General features: G+C 52.2%; 19 protein-coding genes. 8 read left to right on the forward strand and 11 right to left on the reverse strand.

Translation table 11 applies throughout. The features are described from left to right. Nucleotides 1-27 precede the first annotated feature (27 nt). Complete coding sequence (locus tag ABDW36_RS02175; RefSeq protein WP_343700240.1) at nt 28-2,535, forward strand: DUF5686 family protein; 2,508 nt, start codon at nt 28-30, stop codon at nt 2,533-2,535. 32 nt (nt 2,536-2,567) lie between these two features. Here the strand turns inward: ABDW36_RS02175 and ABDW36_RS02180 are convergent, their stop codons facing one another. From ABDW36_RS02180 to ABDW36_RS02200, 5 genes are all read right to left on the reverse strand, one after another. After that, nucleotides 2,568-2,891: a helix-turn-helix transcriptional regulator gene (locus tag ABDW36_RS02180; protein ID WP_343700241.1), complete on the reverse strand. Its 324-nt coding sequence runs from the start codon at nt 2,889-2,891 to the stop codon at nt 2,568-2,570. A 175-nt stretch (nt 2,892-3,066) separates the two neighbouring features. Next, nucleotides 3,067-3,417 (reverse strand): VanZ family protein, encoded by a 351-nt coding sequence (locus tag ABDW36_RS02185; protein ID WP_343700242.1) that lies wholly within the window; start codon nt 3,415-3,417, stop codon nt 3,067-3,069. A gap of 58 nt (nt 3,418-3,475) precedes the next feature. Further along, on the reverse strand, nt 3,476-3,856 hold the full coding sequence (gene gcvH / locus ABDW36_RS02190; protein ID WP_119077971.1) for a glycine cleavage system protein GcvH: 381 nt from the start codon (nt 3,854-3,856) through the stop codon (nt 3,476-3,478). A 74-nt stretch (nt 3,857-3,930) separates the two neighbouring features. Next, complete coding sequence (locus tag ABDW36_RS02195; protein WP_343700243.1) at nt 3,931-4,593, reverse strand: peptidylprolyl isomerase; 663 nt, start codon at nt 4,591-4,593, stop codon at nt 3,931-3,933. A 96-nt stretch (nt 4,594-4,689) separates the two neighbouring features. After that, entirely contained in the window at nt 4,690-5,022 is a 333-nt protein-coding gene (locus tag ABDW36_RS02200) for a hypothetical protein (RefSeq protein ID WP_343700244.1), read from the reverse strand. Between the two features lie 334 nt (nt 5,023-5,356). Here ABDW36_RS02200 and ABDW36_RS02205 point away from each other — a divergent pair, with 334 nt between their 5' ends. Genes ABDW36_RS02205 through rsgA form a run of 5 tightly spaced genes read left to right on the forward strand, consistent with a single transcriptional unit; the run spans nt 5,357 to nt 10,148 of the window. Beyond that, complete coding sequence (locus tag ABDW36_RS02205; RefSeq protein ID WP_343701697.1) at nt 5,357-6,280, forward strand: MoxR family ATPase; 924 nt, start codon at nt 5,357-5,359, stop codon at nt 6,278-6,280. Nucleotides 6,281-6,290: 10 nt separating this feature from the next. Continuing rightward, nucleotides 6,291-7,157, forward strand: coding sequence for a DUF58 domain-containing protein (locus tag ABDW36_RS02210; RefSeq protein WP_343700245.1), 867 nt, complete (start codon nt 6,291-6,293; stop codon nt 7,155-7,157). A 27-nt stretch (nt 7,158-7,184) separates the two neighbouring features. Then, complete coding sequence (locus ABDW36_RS02215; RefSeq protein ID WP_343700246.1) at nt 7,185-8,186, forward strand: hypothetical protein; 1,002 nt, start codon at nt 7,185-7,187, stop codon at nt 8,184-8,186. Between the two features lie 2 nt (nt 8,187-8,188). Beyond that, on the forward strand, nt 8,189-9,199 hold the full coding sequence (locus ABDW36_RS02220; RefSeq protein WP_343700247.1) for a VWA domain-containing protein: 1,011 nt from the start codon (nt 8,189-8,191) through the stop codon (nt 9,197-9,199). Nucleotides 9,200-9,218: 19 nt separating this feature from the next. Further along, nucleotides 9,219-10,148 (forward strand): ribosome small subunit-dependent GTPase A, encoded by a 930-nt coding sequence (gene rsgA / locus ABDW36_RS02225; protein WP_343700248.1) that lies wholly within the window; start codon nt 9,219-9,221, stop codon nt 10,146-10,148. Nucleotides 10,149-10,151: 3 nt separating this feature from the next. On the opposite strand, the gene ABDW36_RS02230 is transcribed toward rsgA, so the two are convergent. The 3 genes from ABDW36_RS02230 to ABDW36_RS02240 are packed head-to-tail and all read right to left on the reverse strand — an operon-like array spanning nt 10,152 to nt 11,049. Beyond that, entirely contained in the window at nt 10,152-10,313 is a 162-nt protein-coding gene (locus ABDW36_RS02230) for a hypothetical protein (protein ID WP_343700249.1), read from the reverse strand. An 11-nt stretch (nt 10,314-10,324) separates the two neighbouring features. Further along, a complete protein-coding gene (locus ABDW36_RS02235) occupies nt 10,325-10,474 on the reverse strand; it encodes a hypothetical protein (RefSeq protein ID WP_343700250.1) in 150 nt (49 codons plus the stop codon). A 53-nt stretch (nt 10,475-10,527) separates the two neighbouring features. Further along, nucleotides 10,528-11,049: a gamma carbonic anhydrase family protein gene (locus tag ABDW36_RS02240; protein ID WP_343700251.1), complete on the reverse strand. Its 522-nt coding sequence runs from the start codon at nt 11,047-11,049 to the stop codon at nt 10,528-10,530. A 34-nt stretch (nt 11,050-11,083) separates the two neighbouring features. Here ABDW36_RS02240 and ABDW36_RS02245 point away from each other — a divergent pair, with 34 nt between their 5' ends. After that, a complete protein-coding gene (locus ABDW36_RS02245; RefSeq protein WP_343700252.1) occupies nt 11,084-12,268 on the forward strand; it encodes an aminotransferase class III-fold pyridoxal phosphate-dependent enzyme in 1,185 nt (394 codons plus the stop codon). A 97-nt stretch (nt 12,269-12,365) separates the two neighbouring features. Here ABDW36_RS02245 and ABDW36_RS02250 read toward each other — a convergent pair whose 3' ends face one another. From ABDW36_RS02250 to prfA, 3 genes are all read right to left on the reverse strand, one after another. Further along, nucleotides 12,366-13,049, reverse strand: coding sequence for an OmpA family protein (locus ABDW36_RS02250; protein ID WP_343700253.1), 684 nt, complete (start codon nt 13,047-13,049; stop codon nt 12,366-12,368). 156 nt (nt 13,050-13,205) lie between these two features. Next, complete coding sequence (locus ABDW36_RS02255) at nt 13,206-13,781, reverse strand: hypothetical protein (protein ID WP_343700254.1); 576 nt, start codon at nt 13,779-13,781, stop codon at nt 13,206-13,208. 126 nt (nt 13,782-13,907) lie between these two features. Further along, nucleotides 13,908-14,978: a peptide chain release factor 1 gene (gene prfA, locus ABDW36_RS02260; protein WP_343700255.1), complete on the reverse strand. Its 1,071-nt coding sequence runs from the start codon at nt 14,976-14,978 to the stop codon at nt 13,908-13,910. A gap of 93 nt (nt 14,979-15,071) precedes the next feature. Here prfA and ABDW36_RS02265 point away from each other — a divergent pair, with 93 nt between their 5' ends. Beyond that, nucleotides 15,072-16,214, forward strand: coding sequence for an amidohydrolase family protein (locus ABDW36_RS02265; RefSeq protein WP_343700256.1), 1,143 nt, complete (start codon nt 15,072-15,074; stop codon nt 16,212-16,214). The last annotated feature ends 2 nt before the right edge of the window (nt 16,215-16,216 follow it).

Raw genomic sequence — 16,216 nt, forward strand, 5'->3', positions numbered from 1 at the left:
TGTGAAAATATCTAATTTGCCTCATGTATGACCGGCTGGAAACGAACCATAGCTTTCATTATTTGTACCATCAGCTTCTTTCCCCTTAGCGCTCAATATAAGATCAGTGGAATTGTAAAGGACGCGCATACCCAGGAACTGATCCCTTTTGCCACTTTACAATTTGTTGGCACAAATACCGGCATGGTAACGGATGCGGCAGGCGCCTTTCTTTTCGAGCTGTCTTCCATCCCGTCTGACTCCCTGCTGGTGAGAGTAATGGGGTATAACAGGCTGGTATTGTTCGTAGACAGGCAGCAGAAGGAACAAACCCTGACGTTCGAGATCAGCCGGGGAGACGTATCCCTCAAGCAGTATGAAGTAAAGGCCAACGTCAACTTTGCCCTCATCCTGCTCCGCCAGATCATCCGCCGCAAGCCCTACAACAATTACGACCGGCTTGACAGCTATACCTATGAGGTGTATAACAAACTGGAGCTGGACATCAAGAACCTTAACACCAGCAAGCTGTCTAAAAACCGCTTCACCAAACCGTTTTCCTTCATCCTGAAAAATATAGACAGCACTACGGAAAACCAGCCTTTTCTGCCGGTGTTCCTCACGGAAAGCATTTCTGACTACTACTTCCAGAAAAACCCGAAAAAAACCAAGGAGGTGATCAAGGCCAGCCGCACTTCGGGGCTGGATAACGAGAGCGTAACCAAGTTCCTGGGCGGCATGTACCAGAACATCAATGTGTATGACAACTTCATCCCCGTTTTTGACAAGAGCTTTGTAAGCCCGGTCAATAACAGCGGCGCCATGTACTACCACTACCGCATTACAGACACGCAATATGTCAACAACCACCGTTTCATCAAGCTCAACTTTGAGCCCCGCCGCAAGGGTGAAAACGTGTTTGTAGGTGAAGTATGGGTGCAGGATTCTACTTACGCCATCCAGAAAATGAGCCTGTCCGTACCTGGGGACGCGAATATCAACTTTGTACGAAAAATAAGCCTGGTGCAGGAGTTCAAACCCATGCAAGACAGCAGCGGGTGGTTCCTGGCCAAAGATAAATTCATTGTAGACTTCTGGACGCCCAGCCCCAAGCCTACCAAAACCATTGAGTTCATAGGCCGTAAAACCACGTCTTACAACAACATTGTGGTGAACGACACTGCGGCCACCAACATTTTTACGGAGCGACGCTACCCGCAAAACATTGTGGTGGCAGACAGCGCGCGCATGCGCCCCGACTCTTTCTGGCTGGGCCACCGCCACGAAGGCCTCAGCAAAAACGAAATGGCCATTTACAAAATGGTAGACACGCTGCAAAAGATGCCGCTTTTCCAGAAGTACTCCAACACCATCCGCTTTCTGGCCACGGGTTACAAACCTTTTGGCCCGCTGGAATGGGGGCCGTACTGGTACCTGTTCTCCCGGAACCGGCTGGAAGGTTTCCGTATGCGGCTGGACCTGGGCACCACCCCGCAGTTCCACAAAGACCTTTACCTCAACGGCTACCTGGCTTACGGCTTTGGAGACGACCGCTTCAAGGGCAAAATATCCGCCCTCTGGCTGCTCAAACGCCACCCGCGCATGTACGTTTACGGTTCCTTTGTACGTGACCTCGATAACGGCGCCAGCTATTATGATGAAGTGGGTACGGACAACATCTTCTCGCTCGCCATCCGCAAGCCCAATGTGCCGCAAAAGTTTATGCTGATAGACGAAAAACGGGGCGAGTTTTACAAGGAATATTTCAGCGGTTTCTCCCATCATTTTTCTGTAGCGCATAAACAGTTCCTGCCTTTCGCCCCCCTGCCCACCGGCAACTTTTTCCCGCATAACGGCACGGGGCTGGACCCTCTTACCAATATGGAAGTAGCGCTCAAGCTACGCTATGCCTTCCGCGAAGAATTCCTGGAAGGGAATTACTACCGATTCAGCCTTGGCAGCAAATACCCGATTGTAGAGCTGAAATATGCCCTTGGCCTGAAAGGTGTAATGAAGAGCAACTACAACTACCATAAGGCTGCCTTCACGGTGTCTGACTATGTCAAGCTGCCTCCCTTCGGCCAGCTGTACTATAATTTCTTCGGCGGTAAAATATTCGGTTCGCCCCTGCCTTACCCCCTGCTGGAGATCCACCCCGGCAATGAAATTTATTACTACAACAAATACGCCTTTAACATGATGAACCGTTTTGAGTTCATCAGCGACGAATACGCCGGCTTCAACCTGGAACATACCATCGGCAACGGCGTGTTCAACTACATTCCGCTGGTGCGCAAGCTCAAGCTGCGGCAATTCTGGACGGCCAAAGGCATCATCGGCAAATTGTCTGAGCCCAACAAGGCCATGAACCTCAATGCCGGTTACCCCTTCAAAACACTGCAAGGCAACCCTTACATTGAGGTAGGCACGGGCGTGGAAAACATCCTGAAATTCTTGCGGGTGGATTTTGTATGGCGCCTTGCTCCCAAGCCCTTGCCTAACGAGCCGTATGAAAAACGTTTCGGCATTTTCGGCAGCTTCCGCCTGCAGTTCTAGGAGTGTAACAAACAATGGATGTGCGGCAATGGTCATTGCATATGCTGCAGCTGCTTTTCCAGGTTGTCCATCTTCTCATGCAAAGCCTGCAAACAGTTCATCACCGCCTGCCAACCCACTGGCGGCCTGCCGCCACGCTCTCCCCTGCCCCGCGGCGCCTGTTCGCCCAACAGTTCCGAATAATGCACGTTCAATACCTCTGCAATGGCCATCACCATAGCCCATGTTAACCGTTTGATCATATTCCTTTCAATGTTGCCATAAGACGTTTTACTAACGCCTAACTTCGCAGCCATAAAATCCTGCGTTACGTTTTTGCTTTCCCGTACTTTTCTTATCTGCGAGCCTATATTCATGATTAATACTGCTATGGGAGCAATATTAGAAGAATGAAAAACACCCGCCAAATCAAACTGGTAAAAGCTGAAATACTTTCCGGATAATTGAATATAAGTTCAGTGCAACTGAATTTTACACAAAAAAAATGCGCTCATTTTGAGCGCAGGCGTATCATTTTGAGAAGAAAAATTTCTATTTGAGAAAGCGCTTGCCAACAAGCCCGAAAATCAGCGCGCCGCACAGCGCGCCGGCTGCATCTGCCGCTACGTCCCACATTTCAAAGCTGCGGTTGGCGGTAAAATACTTTTGGATAAATTCAATACCCAGGCCATACAAGCTTACCACCAGCGCCAGGCACAGCAAGGCCAGCGTGCTGATGCGCCCCTTCTGCCGGTAATAGCCGTATGCCAGCAGCAGCACCGTGCCGCCAAAGAGGAAAAAGTGCACGATCTTGTCCATGTGCAGCAGGTCAAACAACCCGCTTTTGGGCACGGCAGACGCGGGCATGGTGCATAAAAAAAGAATGAGGATGATCCATCCCAAGGCGGGTAAATAATACCGGATCATCCTCATTTTATTTGAGTTCGTTTCGTTCATTATACTATTCGCCGATCAGCGCTTTGTAAGCGTCAGCAGTCAGCAAGCCGTCCACATCCGCCGGGTTGTCTACCTGTATGGTCACCATCCATCCTTCTCCGTAGGGATCGGAATTAACCAGTTCAGGGCTGCTTTCCAGCTTGGGGTTCACTTCGCCCACTGTGCCGGATACCGGCAAAAACAGGTCTGATACGGTTTTCACAGCTTCTACCGTTCCAAAGATCTCTTCAGCTTTCAATGCTTTGCCTGCGGTAGTGATGTCTACAAATACAATGTCTCCCAGTTCGCGCTGTGCAAAATCGGTAATGCCTACTTTCGCGGTATTGCCTTCTAACAAAACCCATTCATGGTCTTTTGTGTAACGCAGTTGTGACGGAAAATTCATGTCAGTTTTGATTTTGAGCCGTAAAAATAAGGTTTAAGGCCAGAATAATAAAAAACTTCTTCGTTAACAGGCCTTTAGAAAAACAGGAACTTCTTTTTCAGCCTGATTTTCATGCGTACGTCCTGCAACGGACGGTTGTTCTTGTCTGTTTTCACGGCGGCAATGCTGTCTACCACGGGCAGGCCGCTGATCACTTCGCCAAACACGGTGTAATTCTGGTCAAGGTGCGGCGCACCGCCTATGGTTTTATACACTTCCCGCTGGTCTACCGGTATTTTACGGCCTCCCAGGCGGGTCTGCTCCAGCGTATCCAGCTGCCCGTCTGTAAACTTTTTGCCCTGTACAATATAAAACTGGCACCCGTCAGAGGCTTTGGCCGGGTTATTGTCACGCGCAGCGGCCAGCACGCCCTTTTTGTGGAACAGGTCCAGCTGAAACTCAGCCGGCACGGTGTAGCCTACACTGCCCTCGCCCAGCAGGGCGCCTGCCGCGGCGTTTTTGGACAACGGGTCTCCGCCCTGTACCATAAACTGTTTGATGACCCGGTGAAACAGCAGGCTATCATAAAAATGTTGTTTCACCAGCCTGATGAAATTGTCCCGGTGTTTCGGCGTCTGGTCATACAGCCTGATCACCATGGTGCCGTAATCCGTGGTAACCTTCACTTTGCGGTTACGTTGGGCCTGGGTGGCCATGGCGGCCAGCAGCAAAAAAGAAAGGAGTAGTGTTTTATGCATCGGGTCAGTTTTATGGGCCGGGCGTTGGTAATGCCGGTTCAGCCGCCGTTGCGTCGCACTCTGCAACTTTAGTGCTTGTATGGGCGGCGGGTATGGTTACTCTTCAAAATAGGCGATCACATGTTCCTTTAAAAACCGCTCCTGTTCCTCCAGCCCCATTTTGGGCACGGGCTGCAGCTTCTTGAAATGTGGCCAGCCATCACGGTCACGGCCCTCCGGCTCGTAATACCCGCTCTGGGTAAGCAAGGTGCACACGGCAATGTGCATCAGGTCTTGCTTTTGTTCTTTGGTAAACTTCTTTTTCGGGCTATTCAGCTCCTGTATCCCTATCAGTAAAAGAATGGCTTCCATATTGGGCGTTTTGCCAAAACGCTCCCGCAGCATGTCTTCCACTTTTTTCCATCTTGTTGCAAAATCTTCCTGGTCCATCCCCTGGTTTTTAATGTTTTATATTCATGGCATAGCGATTGCTGCCTTAAACGGACAACAAATGTACGGTTTACCCAAAAAATTGATGTAAATATCCGGACGCTTTCTTAAATTGGAATTTTTTTTAAACCATATCTGTTTACCGGGGAGGCTGTTCAGCAAGGTGTTTTAACAGCATTTTAACGGCGCATACCCGCCATGGCAGTACGTTTAAAGAGCAGAATCACTATTTTAGCAACTTACGAAATGTAAATACATGGAAAATACATCGTACGATATCCGCCAACTTAACGAAAGGATTCACCAGGCCAGTGCATTTGTAGACCTCCTGAACATGGAGATCAACAAGGTGATAGTAGGCCAGAAGTACATGGTGGAGCGCCTGATGATAGGCTTGCTGGCCCAGGGGCACGTGCTGCTGGAAGGGGTGCCCGGCCTGGCCAAAACGCTCTCCATCAAATCTCTGGCGTCTGCCATCAATGCCCGTTTTTCCCGTATCCAGTTTACGCCAGACCTGCTGCCGGCAGACGTGGTAGGCACCATGATCTACAACCAGCAGCGTAATGAGTTTGTGGTAAGGAGAGGCCCTATTTTCGCCAACTTCATCCTGGCAGACGAGATCAACCGGGCCCCTGCCAAGGTACAAAGCGCCCTGCTGGAAGCCATGCAGGAACGCCAGATCACCATTGGTGATTCTACCTTCAAGCTGGAAGAGCCCTTCCTGGTGCTGGCCACGCAAAACCCTATTGAGCAGGAAGGCACCTATACCCTGCCGGAAGCGCAGGTAGACCGTTTTATGCTGAAAGTGGTAATAGGCTACCCCACCAAAGAAGAAGAACGCCACATCATCCGCCAGAACCTGCAGCCGGAAGGCCAGACCAAAATAAACCCGGTGGTGAACCCCACGGAAATACTGGAAGCCCGCAAGCTGGTACGTGAAGTGTATATGGACGAAAAAATTGAACAGTACATCATAGACGTGGTGTTTGCCACCCGCAACCCCGAAGAGTACAAGCTGGCCAAGCTGAAACCGCTCATTGCCTACGGCGGCTCTCCCCGCGCCAGCATCAACCTGGCCCTGGCTTCCAAAGCCTATGCCTTCATGAAACGCAGGGGCTACGTAATACCGGAAGACGTGCGCAGCGTATGCTTTGATGTAATGCGCCACCGCGTAGGCCTTACCTATGAGGCGGAAGCAGAGAACGTAACCAGTGAGAACATCCTCAGCGAAATACTCAACGCAGTGGAAGTGCCATAAACAGCAAACCATGGAAACTTCAGAAATACTCAAGAAGGTGCGCCAGCTGGAGATCAAGACCAAAGGCCTCACCAACCACATCTTTGCAGGAGAGTACCACAGCGCCTTCAAGGGCAGGGGCATGTCTTTCAGCGAAGTGAGGGATTACCAGTTCGGGGACGATGTAAGGTCTATAGACTGGAACGTGACGGCGCGCTTCAATCACCCCTTTGTCAAGGTATTTGAAGAAGAAAGGGAGCTGACGGTAATGCTGCTGGTGGATGTGAGCGAGAGCGAGTCTTTCGGTACCGCCACGCATACCAAACGCAGCCTGGTAACGGAGCTGTGCGCCGTGCTGGCGTTTTCCGCCATCAAGAACAATGACAAGGTAGGCGTTATCTTTTTCAGTGACGGCATGGAGAAATACATCCCGCCCAAAAAAGGCAAATCCCATATCCTTTTCATCATCCGCGAGCTGCTATCGTTCACACCTAAACGAAAAGGCACCAACATATCCGAAACGCTGCGTTTCTTCAACAACGCCGCCAAAAAGCGCAGCATCGTTTTCCTGCTGAGCGACTTCTTCTCCGGCAACTACCAGGACGCGCTGAACATTGCCGCCAAACGGCACGATGTGGTAGGCGTACAGGTGTACGACCCGCGGGATAAAGACCTCCCCGCCGTAGGTATGATCAAGATGACAGACGGCGAAACTGGCGCTTCGCAGTGGGTAGACACGGGAGATAAAAGGGTGCGACAGCACTATGCCCACCAGTTCCAGCAGCACGCGCAGTATTGCCGGAATGCCTTCCTGAAAAGCGGGGCGGAGCTGATCAGCATCCGTACTGACGAAGACTATGTAAAAGCATTGCAAACATTTTTCCTGAACAGGGTTTAAGATAAAAACTGATCACTGCCACACCGGATGAAAGTCAAGAAGCACATATTTGTTTACACTATGCTGGTTTGCCTGCTGGGCAGCAGCCCGTTGCTGGCGCAGCAGTATGAAGATTATTTCCAGGTGAAGGCCGTGCCTGACACTACCAAAATACGGCTGGGGGAACAGGTGAAAATATCCGTTACCGCCAAAGTGATGCTCTACGCCCTGAAAGGCGCCAGCCTGAAAGTGGTGTTCCCCAACCTGCCGGATTCCATTAACCACCTGGAAATAGTATCCCGCACGCCATTGGACACTGCGGGCTCCAATGAACAGCAAAAACTCTGGAAACAGACCATCACCCTTACCAGCTTTGATTCAGGGCGCTGGGAACTGCCGCCCATGAAATTTGAAGTGTTTTCGGTAACAGACGGATCTTATGATTCCGTATTCACAGCCCCCATTGCAATAGACGTTACCACCGTAGCCGTAGATACCACCAAGGCTTTCAAACCCATCAAACCCTTGCGCCGGGTAGCCTGGAACCTGCTGGACTACTGGCCCTGGCTGTTGGGCATACTGCTGCTGGTAACCGCTGTAGTGCTCTATTTTGTATACTGGCGCAAACGCAAGCCGGCCCCCAAGCCGCCGCCGGCCAAACCAGCCAGATCTCCCTACGAGGTGGCTATGGACGAACTGGCGCAACTGGGGAAAGACAAACCCTGGAATACAGACGTGAAGCTGTACTATACGCAGCTAACGGACGTGCTCAGACAATATTTTGAGCAGCAGTTCCATATAGCGGCACTGGAGCAAACCAGTGCGGAGCTGATGCAAAACATTAAACCTGTAACGGTGCTCAACCAGCAGCGGGACAAACTGCAGAGCATACTGACGCTGGCAGACCTGGCCAAGTTTGCCAAACTTCAGCCTTCGCCGCAGGAGCATGAGGACTGCCTGCAGAAGGCCATAGCCGTGGTAGAATGGACAAAACCGGCTGCCACCGCCACGCCTGCACCTGAACCGGACAGCACAAATCAGAAGAAATAAACATGGACCTGGACATCTGGAAACATATCACTTTCGCATACCCTGCCTTTTTCTGGCTGCTGCTGCTCATACCTGTTATGATATGGTGGCAGTACCAGGGCGGCCGCCGCTTCCAGGGCTCCGTGCAGGTATCTTCCCTGCAGGGCCTCAAAGGCCTGCCCGTTTCCTGGAAAGTACGCTTCCGGCCGCTGCTGCTGGTGCTGCGCATTATTGCCTTTGCCGCGCTGGTAACCGCGCTGGCACGGCCGCAAACTTCCAACACCTCTGAAAGCATAGACAGTGAAGGCATAGACATTGTGATGAGCATAGACATCTCCGGCAGTATGCTGGCGGAAGACCTGCGCCCCAACCGCATGGAGGCCGCCAAAAAAACCGCCATGGAGTTTGTAGACAGCCGCATCAGCGACCGCATCGGCCTGGTCATCTTCTCCGGGGAAAGTTTCACCCAGTGCCCCATCACCATGGACCACGGCGTGCTCAAACAGCAGATCATGCAGATCAGGAGCGGCATGCTGCAAGATGGTACGGCCATAGGCATGGGCCTGGCCACGGCGGTAGACCGGCTGCAGAACAGCAAGGCCAAAAGCAAGGTTATTGTGCTGCTCACAGACGGTGTGAACAACACCGGCCTGGTAGACCCGCTCACGGCGCTTGAAATTGCCAAAGCCTACAAAATAAAAGTATACACTATTGGCGTGGGCACCATCGGCAAAGCGCCATCACCCGCCACCATGCCTGATGGCAGCGTGCAGATGCAGATGGTAGACGTGCAGATAGATGAGCCGCTGATGAAAAAGATAGCTGCCGAAACCGGCGGCCGTTACTTCCGCGCTACAGACAACACTTCGCTTAAAAATATCTACCAGGAGATAGACAAGCTGGAGCGCTCCAAGGTGGAGATCACTTCTTACAAACGCTTCACGGAACATTTCTTCCCGCTGGCCATGATAGCACTGGCCTGCCTGCTGCTGGAAGTAGTGTTGCGGTATACGCTGTTCCGGAGATTGCCATGATTTGATTTACCTTTACGCCGTGCAAGCAACCATTTACAAATCTACCGGCAGCTGGTATGTGGCCAAATCAGCCACAGGCGAGTTTTTACAGGCGCGCCTGCCCGGCATTTTCAAAAAAGACGGAGATATCACCTCCACCAACCCCATTGCCGTTGGAGATGAAGTGACCATCAGCATGGAAGACGGCGGGCAGGATACCGCTGTGATCACAGATATTGCCGAACGGAAAAACTACATTGTGCGCAGCTCTCCCCAAAGCAGGCACAAAAAACATATAGTGGCCGCCAACCTCGATCAGGCTATACTGGTATGCACCGTGAAAGAACCACGCACTTCCCAGGGGTTTATAGACCGCTTTCTTGTAACGGCCGCAGCCTACCATATACCGGCAGTGCTTGTTTTCAACAAAAAAGACGTGTACAAGGCCAAAGACATGGAAAAGTTTGAGCACTGGAAAAATGTGTATGAGTCCATGGGGTATACCGTGTTGCTCACCGCCGCCGCAGCGGGTGAAGGCATCAGCGAACTGGAGCAGGTGCTGCATAACAAAACCAGTCTCATGTCTGGTCACTCAGGTGTAGGCAAATCCACCCTCATTAACCAGGTACTGCCTGAGCTGCAATTAAAGACCAAAAATGTGAGCGGCTGGAGCGGCAAAGGCATGCACACCACCACCTTTGCAGAAATGTTTGACCTGCCGGGCGGCGGGCGGCTGATTGATACGCCCGGCCTGCGTGAGTTCGGCATTGTGGATATACCCAGGGCAGAACTGTCTCACTACTTTCTTGAAATGCAGCCTTACCTCAACAACTGCCAGTTCAATAACTGCCAGCACCTGGACGAACCGGGCTGCGCGGTAAAAGAAGCGGTAGAAGCAGGGGAAATAGATATGGAACGTTACCTCAGCTATGTGGCTATCTGGCACAGTATTGAGGAAAAAGATTATTGAAAATTACTCTCTCCTCCTGAACAGCCCCTTTTTAGGCGGCTTGTTCATTTCATCAAACACCTTTTCCGCCCCCATGTTCCTGGGCGGGGTTTTACAACCTGTTTTTTGTGTACGGCAGCCGGCCAGCACAACACCCAGAACCAGTAATAGCATCCATTTACGCATAAGCAGGCTGTTTAGAATAACCGCATTTGTTTTCCTGCCTTGCTGTTTTGCTTGGCGTTGTTGGCATTATAGAAGGTAGTGCCCGGGCAACCGGACTTTTGCGTGGCGCAGCCGGCCAGCAGGAACGCCAGCCAAAGGCCTAATAACCATTTTCTTTTCATAGGAGGGATATTTCAGCTTATGCAATATAACGCTTTTTTATAAAGTGTGTATATTATACCTGGTCGCGGAACCAGTCGGCATACATGATGTAGTTATTGGCAATACGGTCTATTTCACCGTGAATCAGCTCCTGGCTTACATTTTTCACCTTTTTGGCCGGTACCCCGGCATAAATGCTGCCCGCCTCTACCTGCGTGCCTTCCAGCACCACGGCGCCGGCGGCAATAATGGTGTTGCTGCCTATATGGGCATTGTCCATCACAATGGCCCCCATGCCTATCAACACATTGTCTTCCACCGTACAGCCGTGCACAATGGCATTGTGGCCGATAGATACGTTGTTGCCAATGTGCGTTCGGGTTTTCTGGTAAGTGGCGTGTATCACGGCGCCGTCTTGTATGTTCACCTTGTTGCCCATGCGGATGCTGTTCACATCTCCGCGCACCACGGCATTGAACCAAACGCTGCAATCCGCGCCCATCACTACATCACCTACAATGGTGGCATTGGGCGCAATAAAACAATTTTCTCCCATCTGCGGGAGCACTCCTTTTACGGGTAATATTACTGGCATAGTACAAATATAGAACTTCACTAACTTCGCCCCAATGAATAACAGGCAGCTTTTTTTACAACATGTGGCGCAAACCTCGGATGCCCCCCTGGCACTGGAAATAGTGAAAGCGCAGGGAATGTACATGTGGGATGCAGACGGCAAAAAATACCTTGACCTTATTGCGGGCATCAGCGTTTGCAATGTAGGGCACTGCCATCCCACCGTGGTAAAGGCCATACAGGAACAGGCGCAAACCTACATGCACCTGCTGGTATACGGGGAATTTGTTCAGTCTCCGCAGGTGGCCTACGCCAAATACCTGGCAGACCATTTACCCACCTCCCTCAACAGCGTTTATTTTACCAACTCCGGCAGTGAAGCGGTAGAAGGCGCCATGAAACTGGCCAAACGCCACACCGGCAGAACAGGGATTGTTGCTTTCAGGAACAGCTACCACGGCTCTACGCAGGGCTCCCTGAGCATAATGGGAGACGAGTACTGGAGAAATGCTTACCGGCCGCTGTTGCCTGACGTGCAGCACCTGCATCATGATGATATGGGCGTGCTGGAACAGATCACGGAGCGCACCGCCTGCGTTATAGCGGAAACGGTACAGGCGGAAGCAGGCGTATGGGCGCCCTCCCGCGAGTGGATGCAGGCCCTTCGGCAACGCTGTACGGAAACCGGTACGCTGCTGATACTCGATGAAATTCAATGTGGCCTGGGGCGTAATGGCACGCTCTGGGCCTTTGAGCAATACGGTATTGTACCTGACGTGCTGCTGCTGGGCAAAGCCCTGGGTGGCGGAATGCCGCTGGGAGCCTTTATTGCAGACCGCGAAGTGATGTGGGGGCTTACCCATCAGCCTGTACTGGGGCATATCACTACCTTTGGCGGCCACCCCGTAGCCTGCGCGGCCGGCCTGGCGGGCATGAAAGCGTTGGTAGAAGGGGACCTGGTGGCCGGAGTGGCGGCAAAAGAGCAGCTTTTCCTGCACCTGCTGCGGCACAAACACATCCGGGCGGTGCGCTCCAAAGGCCTGATGCTGGCTGTTGAGCTGGATGATTTTGCTTCCAATAAAAAAGTGATCGATTACTGCATAGCCAACGGGCTGGTTACAGACTGGTTCCTGTTTGCGCCGCAATGCCTCCGCATTGTACCCCCGCTTATTATTACGGAGGAAGAAATACGGGAGGCCTGCCGTATCATACTGGCGGGACTGGATACGCTGCAATAGGTTTATCTGGTGCTCCGCACCTTACCTCAAAAAAGAAACCTCCCGGGAAACCGGGAGGTTCGTTTCAAACTGCTTATGAGAAAATTCAACTAAAAACTTATTGCTGACCAGCTTCCCGTTTTGCTTCTGACTTCATTTTATCATTGGCAAAGATGGAGAACTCAACGCGGCGGTTTTGCGCGCGGTTGGCTTCACTATCGTTCGGGAATTTGGGCTGGGTTTCACCGTACCAGAAGGTTTGTACACGGTTGGCGGCTACTCCCTGGGCTACCAGGTAATTAGCTACGGATTTGGCACGGCGTTCAGACAGGCCGTAGTTATAGGCGTCTGCCCCGGTATCGTCCGTGTGGCCTTCTACGCGTACGTGGGTGTCAGGGTATTTGTTCAATACCCCCGCCAGTTCGCGGATATTGCTTTGGGCAGTAGCGGTCAGGTCAGATTTGTCGAACCCGAAAAGCACGCCGGAGTTAAAGGTCACGTTAATACCCTCTCCTACGCGTTCCACGGTTGCATTCGGCACTTCGTTCTTGATCTCTTCCGCCTGTTTGTCCATTTTTTTACCGATCAATACACCTGCAGTACCGCCCACCGCAGCACCAATAATGGCGCCCAGGGCAGTATTACCTGCGGCTTTACCGATCACGGCCCCGGCTGCGGCGCCGCCGCCGGTACCTATTACAGCGCCTTTCTTGGTATTGTCCATACCCTGCCAGGTGCTGCAGCTACCTAACACCATTGTGCCCGCCAACGCTATTGCCACCAATGCATTAAATCGTTTCATCTTAATAAGTTTAAACATAAAAGTTTATTTGAGATAGTTGCCTAAACAAATACTCTGCCAAGATCGGTTTTTTCAAGTAAATAACTGGTAATCAATAAAGGAAAAATTATGAATAACGGACAGGTGAAGGGCTCTCCGCCCGTCCGTTACTGCCGGTTAACGTCCGAAAAGTCCGCCCAGCAGACCGCCCAGGCCGCCGCTGCTTTGCTGCTGTTTGGCGCCATTGCTGATCATGCCCATGAGGTCCTGCAGGTCAACATCACCATCTCCGTCCTTATCCAGCCCGCCGGCAAATTTGCCCAGCAGTCCGCTCAGGTTCAGGCCCTGGGTGGAGCCGCCTGTCAGGGAGCTGAAAATACCGTCCAGCGAAAAGCCGTTGTCTGCCGGGTCATTGGTTTTTTTCACCAGGGAGCCCAGTACGGCAGGGATCAGGGAGCCGGCTATGGAAGCGGCAGCCCCGCTGTTCAGGCCAAGCTTTTGGGTGAGGTTGCTGATAAGGTTACCGGAAATGTTATTTACAACAGGGTTGTTATTGTCTACCTGGCCATTAGAATTGAACAGGCTCATTACTTCCTGCACGTTGCCGCTGGCAAGTGCGTTTTGCAGGCCATCTGCAATGGAATGCGTGGCTTCGCCAATAATGGCTTCATTCTGGTCATTGGGGACAGCAGGGTTGGCAACCACAGTTTGCTGAGCGTTCTCGCGCACCAGTTGTACTAATTGATCTAACATGTTTGACATGATTTAGGAAGGTGGATAAATATATTACGGTAAAAATTGGCCACCTTGATAACAATTCTTCCTGCTGAATTGTTGCAGGTTGCCCCGTGTTCATGCAATATTAACAATGAGGCTGCGTCACTGCTGCTCTCCAGACTTCATTTTCTCAGCATTCTCTGCAAACTGCAGGGCTTCCACCATATCTTGTATCTCCCCGTTCATGAAGGCATCCATGTTGTACACCGTCATGCCAATGCGGTGGTCCGTAATACGGCCCTGGGGATAGTTGTAGGTGCGTATTTTGGCGGAACGGTCGCCAGTAGAAACCAGGCTTTTCCTTTTGGAGGCAATGGCATCTTCATGTTTGCGTACAGCCGCCTCATAAATGCGGGTACGCAGCATGCGCATGGCAATGTCACGGTTGGAGTGCTGGCTGCGGCCTTCCTGGCATTCTACCACCACGCCTGTGGGAATGTGGGTGAGCCTCACGGCAGACTCCGTTTTGTTAACGTGCTGCCCGCCCGCGCCGGAGGAGCGGAAGGTGTCCATTTTAATGTCTGCTTCACGGATGTCCACGTCCACATCGTCAGCCTCCGGCAGCACGGCCACCGTGGCCGCAGAGGTATGCACCCGGCCGGATGCTTCCGTGGCCGGCACCCTTTGTACGCGGTGTACGCCGGATTCAAATTTGAGCGTGCCGTACACGTCATCCCCCGTTACTTCCACCACTACTTCCTTGTATCCGCCTACGGAGCCGGGGTTCTCGTTCATAATGGCGGTTTTCCATCCTTTGTTCTCGCAATAACGCAGGTACATCCGGAGCAGATCTCCCGCAAACAGGGCGGCCTCGTCACCGCCTGTGCCGCCCCTGATCTCCAGGATGGCGTTCTTCTCGTCTTGCGGGTCTTTGGGTATCAGCAGGTTGCGGATCTCTGCCTCTGCTTTTTCCTTCTGTTCGGCCAGGCTTTCCGTTTCTTCTTTGGCCAGCTCGCGCATTTCCTCATCGCCGCTTTCTAGTACCTCCCGGTTAAAGGCAATGGCATCCAGCAGGTTGCGGTAGGCATCATATGCCTTCACTATTTTTTCCAACTGGCGGTACTCTTTGCTGAGCTTGCTGAACTGCTTGTTATCTTTCACCACCTCCGGGTTGGTAAGGGCCAGGGCTACCTGCTCGTACCGGCCTTTGATGGCATCTAGTTTATCTATCATACTGGATCAGGAATTAGTAATTACGAACGAAAATTGCGTAATTCGTAACTGTTTTGGGTTGCAAAATTACGTTTTTAGGCATAATAAAAGGGGATGATCAAGCTGACAGCAGACGATATTTTTGACGGCAGGCGCTTTCTTGGGCCAGACAGGGTGGTGGTGCTGGATGAGGACGGTACGGTATCCGCCGTGGTGCCTTATTCCTGGGCAGGAGACGACGTGCAACGTGTAGAAGGGATACTTTGCCCGGGATTTGTGAATACGCATTGCCACCTGGAGCTATCTCACATGAGAGGGACAATACCCGAAGGAACGGGGCTGCCCCGCTTTCTCACCACCGTTATGGAACAACGCCAGCCTTCAACGCTGGAAATACTGGAACAGGCCATGGCCGATGCCGCCGCGGCCATGCGGCAAGAGGGTATAGTAGCAGTGGGCGATATCTGTAACACCACAGCCTCCATTCCCCTCAAAATAAATTCCTCCCTTTACTGGCACAGCTTTGTAGAATGCATGGGTTTTACAGACGCTTCCGCGCCGCAGCGCCTGGAACACGCCCTCACCGTATGGGCAAAGTTCAAAGGTTACCAGCTGCCCGGCTCCCTGGTGCCGCATGCGCCCTACTCCGTATCTGCCACCCTTTTCCGGCTCATTGCCGGTATGGAGAACAATACGCCGCTGTGCATCCACAACCAGGAAACCGCCGCGGAAAACGAGCTGTACCTGCATAAAACGGGACCTTTCCTCGATTTTTACCGGCATTTCAATATTGCGGCAGAAGGTTTCCAGCCCACCGGCCAGAGCAGCCTGCAGAGTTTTTTGCCGTATTTCAGTGATGCGGCAAACCTGCTGCTGGTACATAACACGTATACCACGGCAACGGACATACGTTTTGCTGAAAGCGCCGCCCCGCAGGTGCACTGGTGCCTTTGCCCCAATGCCAACCTGTACATAGAGGGTACGCTGCCTGATGTGCCGGCGCTGCTCCAATCAGGCGCCAGCATCACCCTGGGTACGGACAGCCTGGCGTCTAACCACCAGCTGTCTATCTGGGCGGAAGTGCAGACCATCCGCGGCCGCTTCCCTGACATTCCACTGGAAACCATGCTGCAATGGGCCACCCTCAACGGCGCCACTGCGCTTGGCATAGACGGGACATATGGGAGCCTGGAAAAAGGGAAGAGACCCGGACTTGTGCAGATCGTCAACAATTCGGCAACATTTTTTACTATCTGAGC

Source organism: Chitinophaga sp. (assembly GCF_039596455.1).
Taxonomy (GTDB): Bacteria; Bacteroidota; Bacteroidia; order Chitinophagales; family Chitinophagaceae; genus Chitinophaga.

Excerpts from the sequence above, each read along its gene's own strand:
- ABDW36_RS02175 (WP_343700240.1), top strand. The coding sequence starts at position 28 with ATGACCGGCTGGAAACGAACCATAGCTTTCATTATTTGTACCATCAGC.
- ABDW36_RS02180 (WP_343700241.1), bottom strand. The coding sequence starts at position 2,891 with ATGAATATAGGCTCGCAGATAAGAAAAGTACGGGAAAGCAAAAACGTA.
- gcvH (WP_119077971.1), bottom strand. The coding sequence starts at position 3,856 with ATGAATTTTCCGTCACAACTGCGTTACACAAAAGACCATGAATGGGTT.
- ABDW36_RS02195 (WP_343700243.1), bottom strand. The coding sequence starts at position 4,593 with ATGCATAAAACACTACTCCTTTCTTTTTTGCTGCTGGCCGCCATGGCC.
- ABDW36_RS02200 (WP_343700244.1), bottom strand. The coding sequence starts at position 5,022 with ATGGACCAGGAAGATTTTGCAACAAGATGGAAAAAAGTGGAAGACATG.
- ABDW36_RS02205 (WP_343701697.1), top strand. The coding sequence starts at position 5,357 with ATGGAGATCAACAAGGTGATAGTAGGCCAGAAGTACATGGTGGAGCGC.
- ABDW36_RS02210 (WP_343700245.1), top strand. The coding sequence starts at position 6,291 with ATGGAAACTTCAGAAATACTCAAGAAGGTGCGCCAGCTGGAGATCAAG.
- ABDW36_RS02215 (WP_343700246.1), top strand. The coding sequence starts at position 7,185 with ATGAAAGTCAAGAAGCACATATTTGTTTACACTATGCTGGTTTGCCTG.
- ABDW36_RS02220 (WP_343700247.1), top strand. The coding sequence starts at position 8,189 with ATGGACCTGGACATCTGGAAACATATCACTTTCGCATACCCTGCCTTT.
- ABDW36_RS02230 (WP_343700249.1), bottom strand. The coding sequence starts at position 10,313 with ATGCGTAAATGGATGCTATTACTGGTTCTGGGTGTTGTGCTGGCCGGC.
- ABDW36_RS02235 (WP_343700250.1), bottom strand. The coding sequence starts at position 10,474 with ATGAAAAGAAAATGGTTATTAGGCCTTTGGCTGGCGTTCCTGCTGGCC.
- ABDW36_RS02240 (WP_343700251.1), bottom strand. The coding sequence starts at position 11,049 with ATGCCAGTAATATTACCCGTAAAAGGAGTGCTCCCGCAGATGGGAGAA.
- ABDW36_RS02245 (WP_343700252.1), top strand. The coding sequence starts at position 11,084 with ATGAATAACAGGCAGCTTTTTTTACAACATGTGGCGCAAACCTCGGAT.
- ABDW36_RS02250 (WP_343700253.1), bottom strand. The coding sequence starts at position 13,049 with ATGAAACGATTTAATGCATTGGTGGCAATAGCGTTGGCGGGCACAATG.
- ABDW36_RS02255 (WP_343700254.1), bottom strand. The coding sequence starts at position 13,781 with ATGTTAGATCAATTAGTACAACTGGTGCGCGAGAACGCTCAGCAAACT.
- prfA (WP_343700255.1), bottom strand. The coding sequence starts at position 14,978 with ATGATAGATAAACTAGATGCCATCAAAGGCCGGTACGAGCAGGTAGCC.
- ABDW36_RS02265 (WP_343700256.1), top strand. The coding sequence starts at position 15,072 with ATGATCAAGCTGACAGCAGACGATATTTTTGACGGCAGGCGCTTTCTT.